The 17815-nt window shown below is 49.9% G+C and carries 15 protein-coding genes and 1 pseudogene; 4 read left to right on the top strand and 12 right to left on the bottom strand.

From position 1 onward, the window contains the following. Window positions 1-283 precede the first annotated feature (283 nt). Both MKX74_RS10375 and MKX74_RS10370 read left to right on the top strand, forming a co-directional pair. Window positions 284-1687, top strand: a complete 1404-nt coding sequence (locus MKX74_RS10375; protein ID WP_341178285.1) for an NCS1 family transporter — start codon at window positions 284-286, stop codon at window positions 1685-1687. Between the two features lie 37 nt (window positions 1688-1724). Continuing rightward, window positions 1725-3083 carry an allantoinase gene (locus tag MKX74_RS10370; protein ID WP_341178284.1) on the top strand — a complete coding sequence of 453 codons (1359 nt, stop codon included), beginning with the start codon at window positions 1725-1727 and terminating at the stop codon, window positions 3081-3083. 146 nt (window positions 3084-3229) lie between these two features. On the opposite strand, the gene MKX74_RS10365 is transcribed toward MKX74_RS10370, so the two are convergent. From MKX74_RS10365 to MKX74_RS10350, 4 genes are all read right to left on the bottom strand, one after another. Next, window positions 3230-4189, bottom strand: coding sequence for an S-layer homology domain-containing protein (locus MKX74_RS10365; protein ID WP_341178283.1), 960 nt, complete (start codon window positions 4187-4189; stop codon window positions 3230-3232). 194 nt (window positions 4190-4383) lie between these two features. Beyond that, window positions 4384-6126: an arginine--tRNA ligase gene (gene argS, locus MKX74_RS10360; protein ID WP_341178282.1), complete on the bottom strand. Its 1743-nt coding sequence runs from the start codon at window positions 6124-6126 to the stop codon at window positions 4384-4386. A 477-nt stretch (window positions 6127-6603) separates the two neighbouring features. Further along, window positions 6604-6933 (bottom strand): four-helix bundle copper-binding protein, encoded by a 330-nt coding sequence (locus MKX74_RS10355; protein WP_018883301.1) that lies wholly within the window; start codon window positions 6931-6933, stop codon window positions 6604-6606. A 188-nt stretch (window positions 6934-7121) separates the two neighbouring features. Beyond that, the gene (locus MKX74_RS10350; RefSeq protein ID WP_341178281.1) at window positions 7122-8204 is read right to left on the bottom strand and encodes a CobW family GTP-binding protein; all 1083 of its coding nucleotides are present in this window, start codon (window positions 8202-8204) and stop codon (window positions 7122-7124) included. Between the two features lie 225 nt (window positions 8205-8429). Between MKX74_RS10350 and MKX74_RS10345 the strand changes: the two genes are divergently transcribed. Beyond that, on the top strand, window positions 8430-8972 hold the full coding sequence (locus MKX74_RS10345; protein ID WP_018883303.1) for a MogA/MoaB family molybdenum cofactor biosynthesis protein: 543 nt from the start codon (window positions 8430-8432) through the stop codon (window positions 8970-8972). 205 nt (window positions 8973-9177) lie between these two features. On the opposite strand, the gene MKX74_RS10340 is transcribed toward MKX74_RS10345, so the two are convergent. From MKX74_RS10340 to miaB, 6 genes are all read right to left on the bottom strand, one after another. Further along, window positions 9178-10635, bottom strand: coding sequence for a nicotinate phosphoribosyltransferase (locus tag MKX74_RS10340; RefSeq protein ID WP_025679805.1), 1458 nt, complete (start codon window positions 10633-10635; stop codon window positions 9178-9180). 203 nt (window positions 10636-10838) lie between these two features. Beyond that, complete coding sequence (locus MKX74_RS10335) at window positions 10839-11399, bottom strand: cysteine hydrolase family protein (RefSeq protein ID WP_025679806.1); 561 nt, start codon at window positions 11397-11399, stop codon at window positions 10839-10841. 23 nt (window positions 11400-11422) lie between these two features. Continuing rightward, window positions 11423-12217 (bottom strand): NUDIX domain-containing protein, encoded by a 795-nt coding sequence (locus MKX74_RS10330; protein WP_445667264.1) that lies wholly within the window; start codon window positions 12215-12217, stop codon window positions 11423-11425. Between the two features lie 58 nt (window positions 12218-12275). Continuing rightward, entirely contained in the window at window positions 12276-12698 is a 423-nt protein-coding gene (locus MKX74_RS10325; RefSeq protein WP_341178279.1) for a PaaI family thioesterase, read from the bottom strand. A 115-nt stretch (window positions 12699-12813) separates the two neighbouring features. Further along, window positions 12814-13272 carry a RicAFT regulatory complex protein RicA family protein gene (locus tag MKX74_RS10320; protein WP_445667263.1) on the bottom strand — a complete coding sequence of 153 codons (459 nt, stop codon included), beginning with the start codon at window positions 13270-13272 and terminating at the stop codon, window positions 12814-12816. A gap of 73 nt (window positions 13273-13345) precedes the next feature. After that, window positions 13346-14893: a tRNA (N6-isopentenyl adenosine(37)-C2)-methylthiotransferase MiaB gene (miaB, locus tag MKX74_RS10315; RefSeq protein WP_341178278.1), complete on the bottom strand. Its 1548-nt coding sequence runs from the start codon at window positions 14891-14893 to the stop codon at window positions 13346-13348. A 548-nt stretch (window positions 14894-15441) separates the two neighbouring features. On the opposite strand from miaB, the pseudogene MKX74_RS10310 reads away from it, so the two are divergent. Further along, a pseudogene (locus tag MKX74_RS10310) lies at window positions 15442-15720 on the top strand (winged helix-turn-helix transcriptional regulator); the annotation flags it as partial. Window positions 15721-15838: 118 nt separating this feature from the next. Here MKX74_RS10310 and MKX74_RS10305 read toward each other — a convergent pair. Both MKX74_RS10305 and MKX74_RS10300 read right to left on the bottom strand, forming a co-directional pair. After that, window positions 15839-16411, bottom strand: a complete 573-nt coding sequence (locus MKX74_RS10305; protein ID WP_341178277.1) for a phosphate propanoyltransferase — start codon at window positions 16409-16411, stop codon at window positions 15839-15841. A gap of 276 nt (window positions 16412-16687) precedes the next feature. Continuing rightward, entirely contained in the window at window positions 16688-17722 is a 1035-nt protein-coding gene (locus tag MKX74_RS10300) for a dipeptidase (protein WP_341178276.1), read from the bottom strand. Window positions 17723-17815 lie beyond the last annotated feature (93 nt).

Below are 17815 nucleotides of genomic sequence, written 5' to 3'. Positions count from 1 at the left end.
AATAACTAACATATATATAACATTATATGAAATATTTTTTTGTTCAAATCCAACAAAAAACCTGATTATAATTTACGTTTTTGTCAATGCATTGTGAAACCAAGGTGATAAAATAAGAATCAGTAATCACGAGATAGAATACATTACATATTAAAGTTATGTTATCTAACGATGATTCAATCACCTGTGGTGTATGCAAGGAACTGGCAGAACGACTTAAGTAATCTTGAAGGCGATCAGTTCAGCCTGCGCACCCCATAAAAAAGAGGGAGTGGAGCCGAATATGTCTATGAATTTGACAAGTCGTGTGTTGGAGGAGACACCATTGCAAGAAAATATCAGTGTGGACGACTCCCTAAAACCAAAGCGGGAGAGCGACAGAACGATTGGATCGGTCTCTTACATGTTTATGTGGATTGGGGACGGTGTAAATCTCGGTAACATGACACTCGGCGCGAGCCTGATTGCTGCTGGCATCGCAACGCTTAATCTCTTCCAGACTGTTGTAGCAGCGATCATTGCAATTGGCATCATTTCCGTGCTCTTCGCCTTGAACGACCGCTTCGGCTACCGGACGGGTATACCTTATGTGGTCCAGTTACGGATGTCTTTCGGCATTAAAGGGTCCATCATCTCCTCGTTCCTGCGCGGTGTCCCTGCTATCGTCTGGTATGGCTTCCAAAGTTGGGTCGGAGCAACTGCACTGAACGAGATCGTCAAGGTGCTGAGTAGCGGAAGCTTCGATAGCATCCCGATTTGTTTCGTGGTATTGCAGGCGGCTCAGATTGTCCTTTCGCTTTATGGCTTTCATGCGATCAAGTGGGTGGAGACGCTTGCCTCTGTCGTCATCATGCTAGCACTTGTCTATGTATTCGGCATACTACTCAATTCCCACAGTGCCGCGATTACCGAAAATTGGGTAAATGCACAAGGGACATGGGGACTCCCGTTCTTCGCCTTCATCATGGTGTTCCTCGGCAACTATGCAGCGATCTTCCTGAGTGCAGGTGACTATTCCCGTGAGCTCAAGAGCGGTATTAGCAACAAAAAACGCAGCATGCTGTATTTCTTCCCCATCATTATTGCTTATGGCTTCGTCCTGACCATCGGAGTCATGATGGCTGCTGCGACAGGCATCTCAAATCCGGTCAAAGCATTTGCGGTCATCGTCGACAATCCTTATATCACCGTCGGTGTATCGGCCTTCATCGTCATTGGTGCAGTTGCCGTCAACATGGTCGCCAACATCGTGCCGCCAGCTTACGTTATTTCACTCGTCACTAAGCTTAAATACAAAGCTTCTGTCATTGTAACCGGATTGCTTGCACTCTGCTCCTTCCCGTGGGTTCTCGTGCAGGATTCCTCCGCTAAAGGCTTGAATACATTCATCCTGATTTACTCTGCTTTCTTAGGCCCGATTGTCGCCATTATGTTGGTCGAATACTACATCCTTCGCAAACAGAAGATCGACACGACAGAGCTGTACCTAGAGAATGGCTCCTTCAAAGGCTACAATCCAAGCGCCATGCTAGCCATGCTCATCGGAGCTGGTGCGGCCTTCCTGCTGGTCGACATCGGCTGGATCATCGGATTTACCGTTGCAGGTATCGCATATCTTTTGCTAAGCAAGCTAGCATTCAAAGGCTCATCTTTCAAGAAGGGTACGATTTTTGAAGAATCTGTCTGAACAATACATTAACACCACCTAATGAGGAGAGATGTGCATGGAACGTTATGATCTGATCGTACGTGGCGGCAGCGTGGTGCTGCCGGATGGCGTCACGAAAGTTGATGTCGGCGTCAAAGACGGAAAAATTGCAGCGATTGCCGCCAAGCTAGTGGGCGAAACGGAGCACGAGTGGGACGCAACTGGATTCCATGTACTTCCTGGTATGATCGATGTGCACGTCCATTTCAGCGAACCAGGCCGTGAGCACTGGGAAGGCTTCACGACTGGATCAGCCATGATGGCTGCCGGGGGCTGCACCACGTTCTTCGACATGCCTCTAAACGGTATTCCATCAACGGTAGATCAGGAGGCGCTGCTCGACAAGGCACGTCTTGGAAACGAAAAGTCGCTCGTCGATTTCGGTCTGTGGGGTGGACTCGTGCCAGGCAACGAAGACGATCTGCAGCCATTGACGGAATCCGGTGTAATCGGATTCAAAGCGTTCCTGTCCACGACCGGCAACAAGGAATTTGAAGCGGTCGACGATATAACACTGCTGACTGGCATGAAAAAGATTGCAGCACTCGGCAAGGTACTGGCCCTGCATTCCGAGAGCGCAGCAATCACCAACTGGCTGAAAGCAGAAAAAGAAGCAGCGGGACTCGTGAGCGCCGACGACTATCTAGAGACACGCCCGATCCTGGCCGAAGTTGAAGCCGTGGAACGCGCACTCTACTATTCAGAGATAACTGGTTGCGCGCTGCACTTTGTTCATATCAGCTCGGCAGCGGCTGTAGGTAAAATCGAGGCGGCTAAGGCTCGCGGCATGAATGTAACGGTTGAGACATGCCCGCATTATCTGCTCTTTAACCACGACAGCCTACGCGAAAAAGGTAGCCTCGCCAAGTGCGCACCTCCCCTGCGAGAAGCAGACGAACAACAACGGCTGATTTCCCTGCTAGCGGAAGGAAAATTCGATATGCTATCGTCAGACCATTCGCCGTGCCCATACGATATGAAGGACCCGAAGGACTATAATCTCTTCCAGGCATGGGGCGGCATTAGCGGCGGTCAGTTCACATTATTGTCAGCGCTGGAACTGGCACAAGCACAAGACATTCCGCTGGAGCAGGTCGCCGCTTGGACAGCTTCGAATCCGGCGGAGCGCTTCGGTCTTGCAGAGCGCAAAGGTCGTATCGCCATCGGAATGGATGCGGATTTCGCCATCGTTGACCTGAACCAAGCGTTTACTGTAACGGAAGAGAACTATTATGCTAAGCATAAACAGAGCCTGTATATCGGACATACATTCCCGTGTAGTGTAATGGGCACGATCGTTCGTGGTCATATCATCGTTCGCGGCGGCGAAGTGGCGACTGCTACGGCGAAAGGTAGGTGGCAAAAGCCAGTCTAGGCGAACATCAAGAGACCTGAATTTATCATTTCGCTCCTGAAAAATAGACAGCATAAAAACTCCCATCATGCGTAGCCATAGAAGTTTTTGCTTCTTCTACTTCTACTATGATGGGAGTATCCTTGGGCCTTCAGAACAGCCCAGCCTTAGTAACGTACGGTACCCAGGCTCGGTTGAGGTAGCTTGGTTCCTGCTACTGGCTTGATGGTTACTTTATACTTACTGTCCACCAGCGTGCTGGTTTGTGTATCGGTGATGACCTGGATATTCATCTCCCCAGGCTTCGGACTCAGCAGCTTGTAGTAGACCACAGCCTCTGTATCATTCACATACTCGATATGATCAACTGCAATCCCATAGCCTGGGTTCGGTGCATCCTTACGTGTCAAAATGACCTTATTCTGCTGATCGTTTTGCTTCTCGATACTCAGCTCAACTCGCTCCTGAATGACTGGCTCTTCAGGCTCAGGCTGTGGCTGTGGCTCATTCTCTACAGGCTGGTTCATTCGATCTACGAATTCTATCGCATTATAGACCATTTGAGCAGCTTCCATACGAGTGACTCGCTGCTGTGGCAGGAAGTTCTGGTTCTCATCCAGACTGGTAATCTTCGTCAGCAACAGGAATTGAATTGCCTCCATACTGTTCGGGTTCATTTGCTTCTCGTCAGCAGCCTGGATGTACATTTTAATCGTTGGATACTGTCCAGTTGCATTGATCCCCTCATATAGAGCCTTGGCAAATTGCTCCTTGGTCAGCACTGTAGCAGGCTTCGCATCGGACAACGCAATACCATTCGCCTTGGCGATCTCATAAGCATCCGCATACCATGTCTTGTCATTCTTAGCAACGATAGCTTGGTCAGTCCCCTCTACCTGCAGCTTCAGAGCATTCACGATCATTTGTAGCCCCTGAGCCGCTGTCAACGAGCCCGAAGGGGCAAATTGCTGTTCATTCACACCGGATACAACTCCTTGCTGTTGGAGTGCTTGGACAATTTTTGCGTTTTGCGGGTTGCTAATATCGCTGAATGCCGCCGCCGCTGTGGCAGCTGTTAATGAGCAAGTAACCACCAGGGCCATTACCGTTTTTTTTGTATGCTTCATATTCATACCTCCAGATCTTCTCTTTATTATGGATAGATTTCTCAAAATGATGTTCTCTATTCTTACAGACGACATGGAAGACGAATATGTTTCAGTTCATTCGCAAAAGCATCTGCTCCCTCCAACGGCTAGAGGAATAGCAGCCTAGCACCACCCACAACTGTACTCGGTCAAAGTACCACTAATCCAAGCCACTACATCCGCTCAGGTGCCTGAATACCTAGCAGCTTCAACGTACGGGACAGCAACATTGCAGTCACACTCGTCAATTCCCTTCTCCAGACCCCACCACCATCTATTCGCTCCTGGTGGTAGAAGCGGTTGAAGGCCTGAGCCGTATCAAGCGCGAATCTCGCTAGCTGCGAGGGCTCCAGCCGTACAGCAGCCCGCTCAAGCGCGGCCTGATAGGTAGCTAATTGCTTCAGCAAGCTCCATCCAGCCTCACCTAATGTCGGAGCTGATTCCTGTGCATCATTGTTACCCATGCTTGCATTTGCAAGGCCATCTCCACTCGAATCAGAAGCTCGTGCAGACTCTGCCGCTGCAGCTTCAAGCTTGCGAAGAACACTTTGTGTACGAGCGTACGTGTATTGGAGATACGGACCCGTCTCCCCATCGAACTGAACCGCTTCCTCAAGCGAGAAATCAATCTCATTAGTCCGATGATGCTTCAGATCACCGAATATAATAGCTCCTACTCCGACTGCTTCTGCGATAAGCTCGCGCTCAGGTAGCTGAGGGCTCTTTTCTTCAATCACCGCAAGCGCCCGCGCAGCCGCTTCATTCAGAACCTCCTCCAGCTTGAGCACCTTACCACGCCGAGTGGACATTTTCTTACCTTCCATCTTCATCAAGCCAAAAGGTACATGCTCGCAAGCCTGTGCCCAATCATATCCCATTCGCTCCAGAACGGTGAATACTTGACGGAAATGCAGCTGCTGCTCGGCGCCCACCACATACAGCAGGCGATCAGCCTCCATGTTATCATGTCGGTATATAGCGGTCGCCAGGTCCCTTGTTGGATAGATGGTCGTTCCATCCTTCTTCAGAATCAGGCACGGTGGCAGCTCCAGATCATCGAGCCGGACCACCAGCGCCCCGTCGCTTTCCTCCAACAGACCTTTCTCCTTGAGGGCCTCGACTACAGCACCCATCTTGTCATTATAGAAGCTCTCGCCGAGCACATGGTCAAAGGTAATACCAAGGCGGTCATACATCCGATTGAATTCCTTCATACTAATGGTCACAAAATAGTGCCACAGCCGCTGTGCCTCAGGATCACCCTGCTCCAGACGTCGGAACCAGTCCCGGGCCTCGTCTTCTAGCTCAGGCTGATGCTCCACTTCCTCATGAAAGCGAACATATAGCTGCAGGGAAGCACCGATCGGATCAGCTTCCAGCAGTTCATCAACCCCCCACCGCTTATAGGCTACAATCTGCTTGCCGAACTGGGTGCCCCAATCCCCCAGATGATTGACACTAACGGTCTCATACCCGACAGCTCGCAAAATGCGATAGAGGGCTGCACCGATAACTGTCGATCTCAGGTGTCCGATCCCGAAGGGCTTGGCAATATTGGGCGAGGACATGTCAATAACGACTCGCTGACCTTTACCCAGTTGAAGGGACCCATAGCTTTCCTGAGACATCTGCTCCAGTAGCTTAGGAATATAGGCACTCCGCTCAAATGTCAGATTAAGATAAGCTCCTTCAGCCGAGGCGGATAATCCCCCTTCATTCTCTTCCTCGTTCAGTCTTTCGGCCAGCTCCGCTGCGATCCGCTGTGGCGCAAGCCGCAGCCTCTTCGCGAATCGAAAACATGGCAAGGACACGTCGCCCCATTCCGGGCGAGGGGGCGTCTCCAGCAGGTGGATCAATTCCTCCTGCGACTCCTCTACGTACTTGGATAACAGTTGTGCAGCAGCTTGTATCAACATGACAGGTTCCCCCTTTTTTTTATAAAAGCAAATTTATTGCTTCGCAACCAAAAAAGCCCTCGTCTCTATAAAAGAGACGAGAGCCTAAGTTCCCGCGGTACCACTCTTCGTGAAGAACGAATGCACAGAATCGTTCCTTCCACTCAAACAACGCATAACGTGCGCCAACCGTTCAGACCTGCCTGTATGACGACACTCCATCCCAAATGCGGCATAGACGACGAGCATACACTGAATCTGACGTCTCCCAAGTGCGCTTCACCATGTTTCCCATACCGGCTCCCACCTTCCCGGCTCGCTACAATGGGGATTCACCTGGCTACTCTCCCGTTCCCAGACGTTGGATATTCATATAATGACTCACATTATAGAACAGTTCTGTTGCCAAAAGCAACCTCTAAATTGCTATTAACGAGAGGCCGGTAGCTATCGGCCATCCATACCACCAATGTCATAAGTTGACATGGAGTCGAAGAATCAAGCAACGCTCATGATGCGGCAGGCTTCGGCACAACGGAGGCAAGCTTCAGCGCATGCCTGGCAATGCTCGTGATTATGCTTACCGCACTCCCTGGCACAGGCCTCACAAGCCTTGGCACACAGCTCGCAAATCTCTGCCGCGAATTCCGTTCCACGACCAAGAGACTGTGCGGCAAATGAACAAATATCGGCGCATTCTCTTGTCAGTCGCAGGCAGTCCCGCAGCAAGGCCAGATCGTATTCCTTCAGACTCGATACATAGCAGAGATTGCATGCGTTCATGGCTTCCAGACATGCCTCAATGCTTTTATGATAAGAATGATTCATTACACTACCTCCTGGTCGATAAAATACTGTATACCTTTTTACCCATCAGGTACAGAGACTAATCACCCCTTCGGGCTTTCATTCCTGATACTATGCAATTCATAACAGCTTATCAATGTGCACGCGATCCGGCATGTACGCTATCATGATTTCTCCATATACCCACTTACCCCGTGCCCCGATTGCCGTCACACCAGTCGCTTCAAGCTCTGCACTAGCTGCTCCTTATCAAAATGCTCACCAATAAATACAGCAACGTCTCTGATTTGTCCCTGCGGCTCGACCTTCATAAAATCAGATTCTCGGTAAGCGTACTGGAACATGAACCGTCCACTCGTGTCACTAAAGGTCAGAATCCCCTTGGCTCTATAGATATCTCGCGGCAGATTGCGCAGCAGCTCCTCAAAATGCACGCTATTCACCGACTTATCAAAATAATGCGTATACACCATCACATGCTCATGCGATTGGTGGCTATGCTCGGATAATGGCTGGGCATGCTCATGCTTTTGTCCATGCTGATGTCCATGCTGATGTCCATGCTTATGATTATCGTCATGATTGTGCTTAGGCTCAAGATCATGTGTATGCACATCATTATGCGAGTGATCCTCGTGCTCGTGCATATCCTCCTGATGCAGCTCAGCATTCGACTCCTCCGAAGAAGGCGTATGGAAGAGAATTGCTGGGGAGACTTCGCAATGCTGGGCCGGAACGATCAGAGCATGCGCATTCCACTGCCTTAGTAGCCTTTCCAGTTGTTCCTGCACCGAAGCGTCAATGCGGTCCGTCTTATTCAAGATTAGAAGGGATGCGCAGCGAATCTGCTCCTGCATCAATCTGTAGGTTCTGCCTTTCTGCTGTTCGTACAGATCGTGTAAATGGATAGCGTCCACTACAGTAATAAGCTGTTGTAGGGCCAGTGGCGTGTATAGCGAGACCTCAGCCACTGCATCCAGAATCTCCATCGGATTTGCTGCTCCGGTAGCCTCGATAATGATCAGCTCAGGGGACTCCGTACTGACCAGACTAGCCAACTGAGTCGTCAAATCATTGCGATAAGAGCAGCAGATACAGCCGCCCAGAATCTCTGCCATTGGGATGTCGCTTGCAATCGTTTGTCCATCCAGGTTCACATCCCCAAGCTCATTCATTACGACTGCTGGACGCTTACCTTCACGCTGAGCCTCCGTCAGCATCCGGGCAAGCAGTGTTGTCTTGCCGCTACCCAGAAATCCGGATAGGACGTATACAGGTATTGATTGTGTCATCATGTTCCTCCAACATATCTAATATGCAATTTGTATGTTTCTATTTATATTGAAGCAAAAAAACAACCTGGATACGAGGGTCCAGGCTGCTACCTATGCAACCTATTCAACCATTAATGGTGTAAAGTATGTGACATCTGTTCCCATTTTAGCATGAGAGAATGTAAAATGAAACATAACATCTCAAGCTCAAACACTATCATACCTGAAAGGGAGATTATTCAAATGGCTGACCTATCACCATCCCAACCCACAACACGCTCTGTCGATGAGCATCGCGCAGAAGCACCGCAGCAAGTAGCCTGCATGGTCATTACCGTATCAGACACGCGCACGGAAGAGACGGATACAGGCGGACAGCTAATGATGCAGCTGCTACGTGAGCATGGCTATGCGATTAGTAAGTATACCATCGTCAAGGACGAACCGGAGGTTATTCGCCAGTTGCTGGTAGACGCTGCAGCTGATCCTTCCATCGAGGCAGTTCTTCTCACGGGCGGAACCGGCATCGCTCCTCGTGATGGCACCTATGAAGCCGTAGCTTCCCTGCTTGAGAAGACACTACCAGGCTTCGGCGAGATCTTCCGCATGATCAGCTATCAAGAGGACATCGGACCTGCAGCGATGCTTAGTCGAGCAATCGCTGGAAGCATCGGCACAACGGCCATCTTTTCCATGCCAGGCTCCAGAGGGGCCGTCAAGCTGGCGATGGAACGCCTCATTTTGCCTGAATTAAGGCATGTTATGCGCGAGCTGTACAAGAAATAAAGGAACGCCGGCACTTGTAGCTTGTCTAAATCTGTTCGAATTTGCTACTTCCTGCGCTTTCCCGAGAAATAATTACTTGTTGATACACACAAGCATACATGAGGAACAAGCCATTGATGCAGATAAGGGCCTGCCCCATTTCATGCGGAGCAGGCCCTTATCTTGTGCTATCATACTCGATTCATTTTCAATGCCTATCCATATCCTAATGCTCGTCGTTCTCTGTGGACATATAGCTGTCAATCATCTTCTGCTTCATCTCCCAGATCTTCTCGCTCAGATTGACCCGGTAAATCTCAGGATTCAGCTTCCGCAAATACTGCGGCCAGAAGAGCTGCAGCTGCTCACGATGGTAATCACGAATTCCCTCCAGAGATGGCAGCTCATATACCTGCTTGCCTTCTACGAAGATCGGCTCCAACATAGGAATCGCCTCATAATGCTCTACATATTTCTTAAGGTAAGAATGCACAGGATTGAACAGTTTGAGTCGTTTGCCGTTACGAGGGCGCTCCTCATCCGGGAAAAAGATGTAATCAGCGATCGCCTTCTTCTGCTTCGGATCGACGATCCGGTATACTTCCTTCTTGCCTGGGGTTGATACCTTCTCCGGGTTGCTGGAGATTTTGATCGTCGGCACCATCACACCTTCAACCTCTCGCTCTACCAGCTTATATACGCCTCCTAGAGACGGCTGGTCTGAAGCGGTAATGAGCTGAGTGCCCACGCCCCAGGTATCAATGCGCGCTCCCTGAGCCTTCAGATTAAAGATCGTATTCTCGTCCAGATCATTCGAAGCGACAATCTGCACATAATCCAGACCAGCAGCATCCAGCATCTCGCGTGCCTGAATGGACAAATATGCTAAGTCGCCGCTGTCCAGACGAATCGCATTCATCCGCTTGCCCTGCGACTCCAGCCATTTGGCTGTCTGAATCGCATGCGGGATGCCGCTTTCCAGTGTATCGAACGTATCGACCAGCAGAGTCACCTGATCTGGCAACACTTTGGCATAGATATCGAAGGCCTCCTGCTCGGACATAAAAGTCTGTACCCAGGAATGCGCGTGCGTACCTTTGGTCGGGATGCCGAACCGTTCACCCGCCAGCATGTTGGAGGTCGCGTCGAATCCAGCAATGTAGGCTGCGCGTGCTCCCCATACTGCCGCATCTGCCTCCTGCGCTCTGCGAGTACCGAACTCAAGCAGGATATCCCCTTTGGCCACTTGCTTAATGCGAGAAGCCTTGGTCGCGATGAGGGTCTGATAGTTCATGAAGTTAAGCAATGCGGTCTCCACCAGCTGTGCCTCCATGATGGTCCCTTCTACCCGGACAAGCGGCTCATTCGGGAACACCAATGCCCCTTCCTTCATCGAGTACAGATCGCCGCGGAATGAGAAATGACGAAGCTCCTCCAGGAAGCGGGGATCGTAATTCTCCTCCTGCTTGGCCAAATACTGAATATCCTGTTCTTCAAATCGAAGGCTCGCAATATAATTCACAATCCGTTCCAGACCTGCGAACACAGCATAGCCGTTACCGAAAGGAAGCTTCCGAAAGTAGGCCTCAAACACCGCCTTGCGTTGGTGCGTTCCATTCGCCCAATGGGCATACATCATATTAATCTGGTATTTGTCCGTATGTAGCGCGAGACTACTTTGCATCGTAATCATCCTTTCTGCCATGCCGCTTCGGCATCCGTTCACCATGAACCATGAACTTGAGTCTGTAGGAGTGGAGCCACGTTGCGGTTCCACTCGTTTATTGCTGTATGTCGATAGCCACTTAGAGCCCTGTGATGTAAACGTCCCAGTAAGTCTTTATACTACGTATAATGGTACGTCGTATACCAGCTACACCGTGAAGATTATGTTGCCAGGACAGTATCCTCAGCGCGCTCTACCTTAGCCCCTAAGCTACCACTGAAGTGTCCGAGCGCCCACTGGTGCCCCGCCTCATTAAAGCTGGCGACCGCATCCTCGTATACGGTGATGGCAAAGCCCTTATTGTAAGCATCTACCGCTGTATGCAGCACACAGATGTCTGTGCACACGCCAACCAGATGCACCTCTGTAATGCCCCGCTCACGCAGCTTCAGCTCCAGATTCGTGCCACTGAAGGCGCTGTACCTTGTTTTGTCCATCCAATAGATACCGTGCCCCAGTTCCATGTACACCGTCGCCAGCTCGCCATACAGCTCACGACCTGCCGTCCCACGAACATTATGAGGCGGGAACAGTGTCGTTTCTGGATGATAGGCATCCTCTCGCTCATGCAGGTCTACCGCCATGACGACGAAATCCCCTTGCGCCACGAAAGCCCGGGTCACAGCAGCAATACGCTCATTCAGGTCGACGGCTGGCTGGCCGACGGGCAGGCTTCCGGTTACAAAATCTTGAGTGTAGTCAATGACAATCAGAGCCTTCATACTCCCATCTCCTTTACGATATCTCAGGTATAGATCGACAAACGCGGAATGCGGTCACTAAAACGATATAGCTGTGCAGGCCGCTGCGAATACTGATTCGAGCTAAGAGGTGTGCCGTCCTCATCCCGAACCTCCTCCAGAATCCCCTGCCTGCTGCGTGTAGACGTTATTTTGCGGATAAAATTAGGCTCCTCAAAGTCAGGCACGACCGTCTGAATAACCTGATATAGCTCACCTAGCGTGAAGTGTGGCGGCAAAAATTGCTTCGCTATCGTTGTCTGCAGCATCTGAATCTGAATCTGGCGATAAGCGTCTGTGATGATCTCCTTGTGGTCGAAGGCAAGCTCCAGCTCCTCCAGAGCCTCCTGCACCGTGAACAGTCCAACCTCGGATGCATCATCTGCAGCCTGCCGCTCCTCCAGCATCCATTCCTCTACAAGCGCAAAGAAGGCATGTGATATAATCCATCCGCGTGGATCACGACCAGGCTTACTGTATACTCCAAGGTACTCCAGATGACCGCCGTCGACCCCAGTCTCCTCCATCAGCTCACGCTTGGCCGCATCATACATGGATTCCTCCTCCTGACAGAATCCCCCTGGTAAGGCCCATCCGCCTTCATAAGGCCAGCGACGACGCTTGATCAGCATCACCTTCAGCTCACGTAGCGGCAAGGTCTTGGTTACGGTCTTGCGCTCACGCTTCGTTAACGTAAACATGACGATATCGGCGGGCGCTCCGTCAGGTGTACGGTATTTCTTTACATCGTAAGCATCCTTCTGTCTCTGTTCATGATCATGATTCTTATTTGAACTCATTCTCATCACCATATTATATCATTTTGATATTTTCATTATGACAAGATTACAGGAAAAGTCAACCCTTCTCCTGCAATCTGCTCTGTGGGATCGACCGGAAAGTTGCTGTAGCAATGGCTCCCACGGTGTCGGCACTGTCCCTGATCTCTGCTTCCGTTGTTAGTGTCCGTCCCCCTTCATGCACGACACGAGCCGTTATAATGAGCTCGCCCTCCTTCATGGCAGAGAGAAAATGAACATTCAGATTGGTCGTTACACAGGCCCCCTGTGGACGCAGGGCAAGTGCTGCCATCCCCATCGCCTGATCCATCAAGGATGTCAGTACACCTCCATGAATTATGCCCATCGAATTCGTATGCTGGAGCCCAGCCTTCATGGCCAGACGCACACGTTCACCGTCATACCCAAGAAATTTACAGCCCAGCAGACCCCAAAATCGGTGGTCTCCATCTTCAATCATGTTGCGTAGAACCTCTTCCATGCCGGAAACCCCCTTCTCTTGCTAAATAGTCGATATTGCACACAACCTGAGTCCAAAAAAAGTACGGAAGCAGCCTCGCTTCCGCACTTGCCTGTTACCTGTACTGCTCTATCCTTTAATCGCCGCAGCTGGATGGAGGAGCTTCGCTCCCCGTCTCAACATGAACCTTCTCGGATACCGTGTCCCGAATGGCCGACATCACCGATTGGAGAATATCATTAATCTCGACCTGACTCTGCTGGAACTCCGTCACGATCGGAATGTTGTCCAATTGTTCCTGCAGCTCCTCCAGCTCCTGCTCGATCTTGGCGACCATCGTCTGATTCCGCAGTGATTCAAAGGCAACAATCTCCTTTTGCTTCTTCTTCATGGCAGAGATCAGCTGCTGAATCTGTGGATGCTTCTGCACCTTCTCTTCGGCCTGACGGAAATGCTGGACCTCCTCGCTGCTCTGCAGCAAGCGTGCAATCTCCCCAGCCTTTTTCAATATATCTTCACGAACGACAGGGTGCGCCTGGCCGTTTGAGTTCTGATGAGGCTCTTCCGCCCCATGCTCCAACCGTTCTTCTGACACAGTCGATCGCTCCTTTACGATGTATTAGCTAATATTGTTCTGCTGAAATGCATAGACCTGCTGGTAGACACCATTATAGCGCTACAGGTGTTGCTACAAGATTACCCTTGATGTACCAAGTCAGTGCATCTGTAATCTCCACTTGCACGAAGGTACCGATCAGATCGGCGGCTCCTTCAAAATGCACCAGCTTATTCGTGCGTGTCCGGCCTGCCAGAACCTGTGCATTATTCTTGCTCTCGCCTTCGACCAGTACCTCTACGATCTGCCCCCGCATCTTGTCATTGCTATCTTTGCTATATTCCTTGATGGTATCGTTCAGGCGCTGCAGGCGTTCCTTCTTGATCTCCATCGGTACATTATCCTCCATGATCGCCGCAGGCGTACCCTCACGTGGAGAATAAATATACGTATATGCCATGTCATATCCGACCTCTCGTACCAGTGACAGTGTATCCTCGAATTGCTCATCTGTCTCCCCGGGGAAGCCCACAATGATGTCTGTGGTCAGGACGACATTCGGTATAGCCTGCTTGATTTTGTACGCCAGCTCCAGATAATGTTCTCTAGTGTATTTGCGGCTCATCTTCTTCAGTACGGCACTGCTGCCAGACTGCACAGGCAGATGGATATGCTCCACCAGATTTCCGCCTTTAGCAAGGACATGGATCAGATGATCGTCGAAGTCTCGCGGATGCGACGTCATAAAACGAATACGCGGAATATTGATCTTACGCATATCATCCATCAGATCCCCGAAGGTGTATGCCATATCCGTAAAATCCTTACCGTAGGCATTGACATTTTGACCAAGCAACGTAATTTCCTTGAAGCCTTGACGGGCCAGCTCCCGCACCTCCGCAATGACATCCTCGGGGCGACGACTTCGCTCTTTCCCCCGTGTAAATGGTACAATACAATACGTACAGAACTTGTCGCAGCCGTACATGATATTCACCCATGCCCGCATGCCTTCCCGCTTCTTGGGCAGGTTCTCGATGATATCGCCTTCCTTCGACCATACCTCGACGACCATTTCCTTGCTAAATAAGGAGTCCTTGATCAACTGCGGCAGACGGTGGATGTTATGTGTACCGAAGATCATGTCCACGAAGGCATGCTTCTGAAGAATACGATTCACAACGTTCTCTTCCTGCGACATGCAGCCACAGACGCCCAACAGCATATCTGGCTTTTCCAGCTTCAGATGCTTCAGATGTCCCAGCTCTCCGAATACCTTATCCTCTGCATTCTCACGAATAGCACAAGTATTCAGCAGAATAATGTCGGCAAGCTTGCGATCCTCGGTTGGTTGATAGCCCATTTGCTCCAAGAGACCCTTGATCGTCTCTGTATCATGCTCATTCATCTGACATCCATAAGTATAGACCAGATAATGCTTATCCTTACCGAGGTGCTTCAGTTCATCAGGCACTGCATTCTCATACAGGACCCGAACGTCCTCCTTGCCCCGCTTTTTCTCATCTCTATGATTGGGTGTAGCATTGATCTGTATGTTACGTCCCTTGATTCGATAGGTTGTTTTGCCGTCAGTCTCACTGATGACCTTGGCATCGGAGAAATCAAAATATTTGGAATAGTCCTTCGTATGGTCAGACATAGATATCTCACTTCCTTTTCTTTCAGGGTACCTTTTTTTAGCCTATATTCGAAGAACACGATCGTATTGACTACAATAAAGCTCTAATCAAAAATTATAGCACAAACCCCTTGACTATTCCATGAATGCCCGCATAAACGAAGCTTTATACAGTAATACCAGCTCTCTTTCTACTGCACGCATCTTACCTCCTACATACTTTTCACTCTGCATTTAAATACACAGGCTTCATCTGTACTTTTGTACTATTAATGTAGGCCTCAGATAAGGTAGCCTCAGATGGAATTCCATACTTGAACCGTGAAAAAGCCGCCCCCAACGATACCTTTGGGTGACGGCTGCAGCCTAAGCTAGCTGTATTCTAATTATAAATAATTTTCTCCGAGCGAGAAGTACGCACCTTCAGGTAATATAAGAACACTTAGGTGCCCTAGGCACCTGGAGGTTCCTTGGGAGTTATTGAAGCTATTGAAGCTATTGAAGCTATTGGAGCTATTGGAGTCCTTGGGGTCATTTGAGTTTTGGAGTTTTTGGGCTTGGGGTTGGCAAAAAAAAGAACGAGCGAGCTGCGCCGCAGTATTCCTGATATAACGCAAAAGGTGCTCACCTAGCAATTACGGGATCTTGAAAAAGACGGCATCATACATCGTATCATTTATCAGCAAATCTCTCCCCAGGTGGAGTATGAGATTCGCGAGTATGGCATGACACTGCATGGGCTGCTTAACAGCATCTGCGAATGGGGAAAGCAACATTTGGATCGCATGTATGGGGATAAACGCAAGGTCTTGGCCTATCGTTTCAACAGTGAGGATATGTATCTATAGCACCAAGGGGCGATCTCGACAAGCTCAAGCTTGCGGAATCGCCCCTTAGTACACCTGCGGCTACTCTCCACAGGCAGCTCACCTGTATAAATGACAGTGAGCATGGTTCATTTAATTATTATTCTACGATCTCAGCAGTATCACCGTTGTTAATGCCTGCTGCATTCGCTTCATCTGTATCAATGTGCATGTCCAATGCAAAATCAGGAGATACACGAGCAATGACATTCTCGAATACTACACCACGCTCACCGTTAAATCGTACCTTCAACAGCTGCTTGTCTTGAATGCCCCAATTCTCTGCAACTGAAGTATGGAAATGGATATGGCGAGCAGCAATGATTACGCCCTCCTCCAGATCTACTTCTCCAGCAGGTCCTTTTACTTTGACCCCTGGTGTGCCGTCAATCTTACCCGATTCACGGACAGGCGCTTTTACACCGATCGCAAAGGAATCTGTACGGGAAATTTCAAGCTGGGAAGCTGGACGTGCTGGTCCCAAAATACGAACCTTCTCGAAGGAACCTTTTGAGCCAATTACAGCTACAGTTTCATTAGCTGCAAATTGTCCTGGTTGGGACAATGGTTTGAATTCTGTGAGTTGATATCCTGCTCCGAACAGAGCCTCGATATGCTCTTGAGTCAGGTGAATATGACGTGCGGATACGCCGACTGGTACGATTTTGCTCATCGTAAAGGTCACTCCTTCTTCTCTATACACGCTTATGCGTCATGGACCATTATACTCCTATTTGTAAGGGAATGAAAACCTTCCTGTCGGATGTTCGTAAAAATGTCGAAAACAACGCGTTAAAATGGCAGTCACCATAGCTTAATCTGCTGACCTGACCATTGAACACCAAATATGCATTGTATACTTAGACGATCATACCCGTAATACACAGACTAAAATACATTGCAGCACACTGGCATGGACCGACACGGCATCGGCCACATCCCACATTTCTTACACCTTCGTGCTCGATATCGGTGCTTGAGGTAAATGCTTGGCCAGATATCCAAGAGCATTGCCAGCGAGCCAGCCACGAACGAGACCCTCCGGGTAGTGCTTGAGCAACAGCCCTGCCCAGGCTGGATAATCTCCCGGATGCGACAGTCCACGGACATGCTGGTCCATCCCGTCAAAGTCCGAGCCCAGCATAATCTGTCCAGCTCCCCCTAGTGAACATATATGCTCGATATGCGGCAACAAATCCTCAGCACGTACATCTGCTCCATCCTTTACGAATGGTGGATAGAACACAAGCCCAATACGTCCATCTCTCGCAATCAGGGCACGAATTTGCTCATCAAGCAGGTTCCTTACATGATCCTGAACATGCCGTGCGTTCGAATGAGAAGCGACCGGCGGTGTATCACTTTGCTCCATGACCTCCCAAAAGCCGGACTCACTCAGATGTGACACATCCAGCAACATCCCCAGCTTATTGCAGTACCGGATCATTTCCCGCCCCTTGTTGGTCAATCCAGCATTACGCTGCTCCAGCACACCATCACCTGCCCAATTGGCATAATTCCAGGTGATTCCGATGAGACGAATACCCAGCTCATAGCTCAAGCGGATATATTCCAGGTTCCCCTCCAGTGCGTCAGCCCCTTCCAGTGACAAGAGACCCCACGCTGGGGCTTCCACGACTGCTTTTTGCAGCTTCGCCCCATCCTTCTCTGGTGTAATACCAGCTTGCCTGAACAACTGCGCTGCCTCTTCACGCCACCGTAGCGTGCTGAGCCCACCATCCGGATAAGCAATATGCTCACGGAACAACTCGACCTGTCTGACAATATGCTCGAACCGCTGACTCCCCACTTGCTGCGGAATGAAGATGGCGAAGGTCTGGAGGCCTACTCCTCCCTCCTTCATTCGGCTACGGGTCACATCCAGCGCCGAATCCTCGAAGCTCAGCGCGTGCCCCAGATGCATTTTGTATAGTACGTCACAATGGAAGTCGATTACAGGCCAGTTCGGTTGCACTGACGTCATTTTATCCCTCCTGTCCTCAAATGCAAGAAATGCAAAAAGACCCGTTTACCGAATGTAAACAGGTCTATGCTATTTAAGTGCTTTATCTTTTAT

It is taken from the genome of Paenibacillus sp. FSL K6-1230 (assembly GCF_038002385.1).
Taxonomy (GTDB): Bacteria; Bacillota; Bacilli; order Paenibacillales; family Paenibacillaceae; genus Paenibacillus; species Paenibacillus massiliensis.
Note: the sequence above shows the minus strand (reverse complement) of the source record. Positions and strands in the feature narration are given on the sequence as shown.

Bases quoted from the DNA above. Each gene is read 5' to 3' on its own strand.
- MKX74_RS10375 (WP_341178285.1), top strand. From the start codon at position 284: ATGTCTATGAATTTGACAAGTCGTGTGTTGGAGGAGACACCATTGCAA.
- MKX74_RS10370 (WP_341178284.1), top strand. From the start codon at position 1,725: ATGGAACGTTATGATCTGATCGTACGTGGCGGCAGCGTGGTGCTGCCG.
- MKX74_RS10365 (WP_341178283.1), bottom strand. From the start codon at position 4,189: ATGAAGCATACAAAAAAAACGGTAATGGCCCTGGTGGTTACTTGCTCA.
- argS (WP_341178282.1), bottom strand. From the start codon at position 6,126: ATGTTGATACAAGCTGCTGCACAACTGTTATCCAAGTACGTAGAGGAG.
- MKX74_RS10355 (WP_018883301.1), bottom strand. From the start codon at position 6,933: ATGAATCATTCTTATCATAAAAGCATTGAGGCATGTCTGGAAGCCATG.
- MKX74_RS10350 (WP_341178281.1), bottom strand. From the start codon at position 8,204: ATGACACAATCAATACCTGTATACGTCCTATCCGGATTTCTGGGTAGC.
- MKX74_RS10345 (WP_018883303.1), top strand. From the start codon at position 8,430: ATGGCTGACCTATCACCATCCCAACCCACAACACGCTCTGTCGATGAG.
- MKX74_RS10340 (WP_025679805.1), bottom strand. From the start codon at position 10,635: ATGCAAAGTAGTCTCGCGCTACATACGGACAAATACCAGATTAATATG.
- MKX74_RS10335 (WP_025679806.1), bottom strand. From the start codon at position 11,399: ATGAAGGCTCTGATTGTCATTGACTACACTCAAGATTTTGTAACCGGA.
- MKX74_RS10330 (WP_445667264.1), bottom strand. From the start codon at position 12,217: ATGAGTTCAAATAAGAATCATGATCATGAACAGAGACAGAAGGATGCT.
- MKX74_RS10325 (WP_341178279.1), bottom strand. From the start codon at position 12,698: ATGGAAGAGGTTCTACGCAACATGATTGAAGATGGAGACCACCGATTT.
- miaB (WP_341178278.1), bottom strand. From the start codon at position 14,893: ATGTCTGACCATACGAAGGACTATTCCAAATATTTTGATTTCTCCGAT.
- MKX74_RS10305 (WP_341178277.1), bottom strand. From the start codon at position 16,411: ATGAGCAAAATCGTACCAGTCGGCGTATCCGCACGTCATATTCACCTG.
- MKX74_RS10300 (WP_341178276.1), bottom strand. From the start codon at position 17,722: ATGACGTCAGTGCAACCGAACTGGCCTGTAATCGACTTCCATTGTGAC.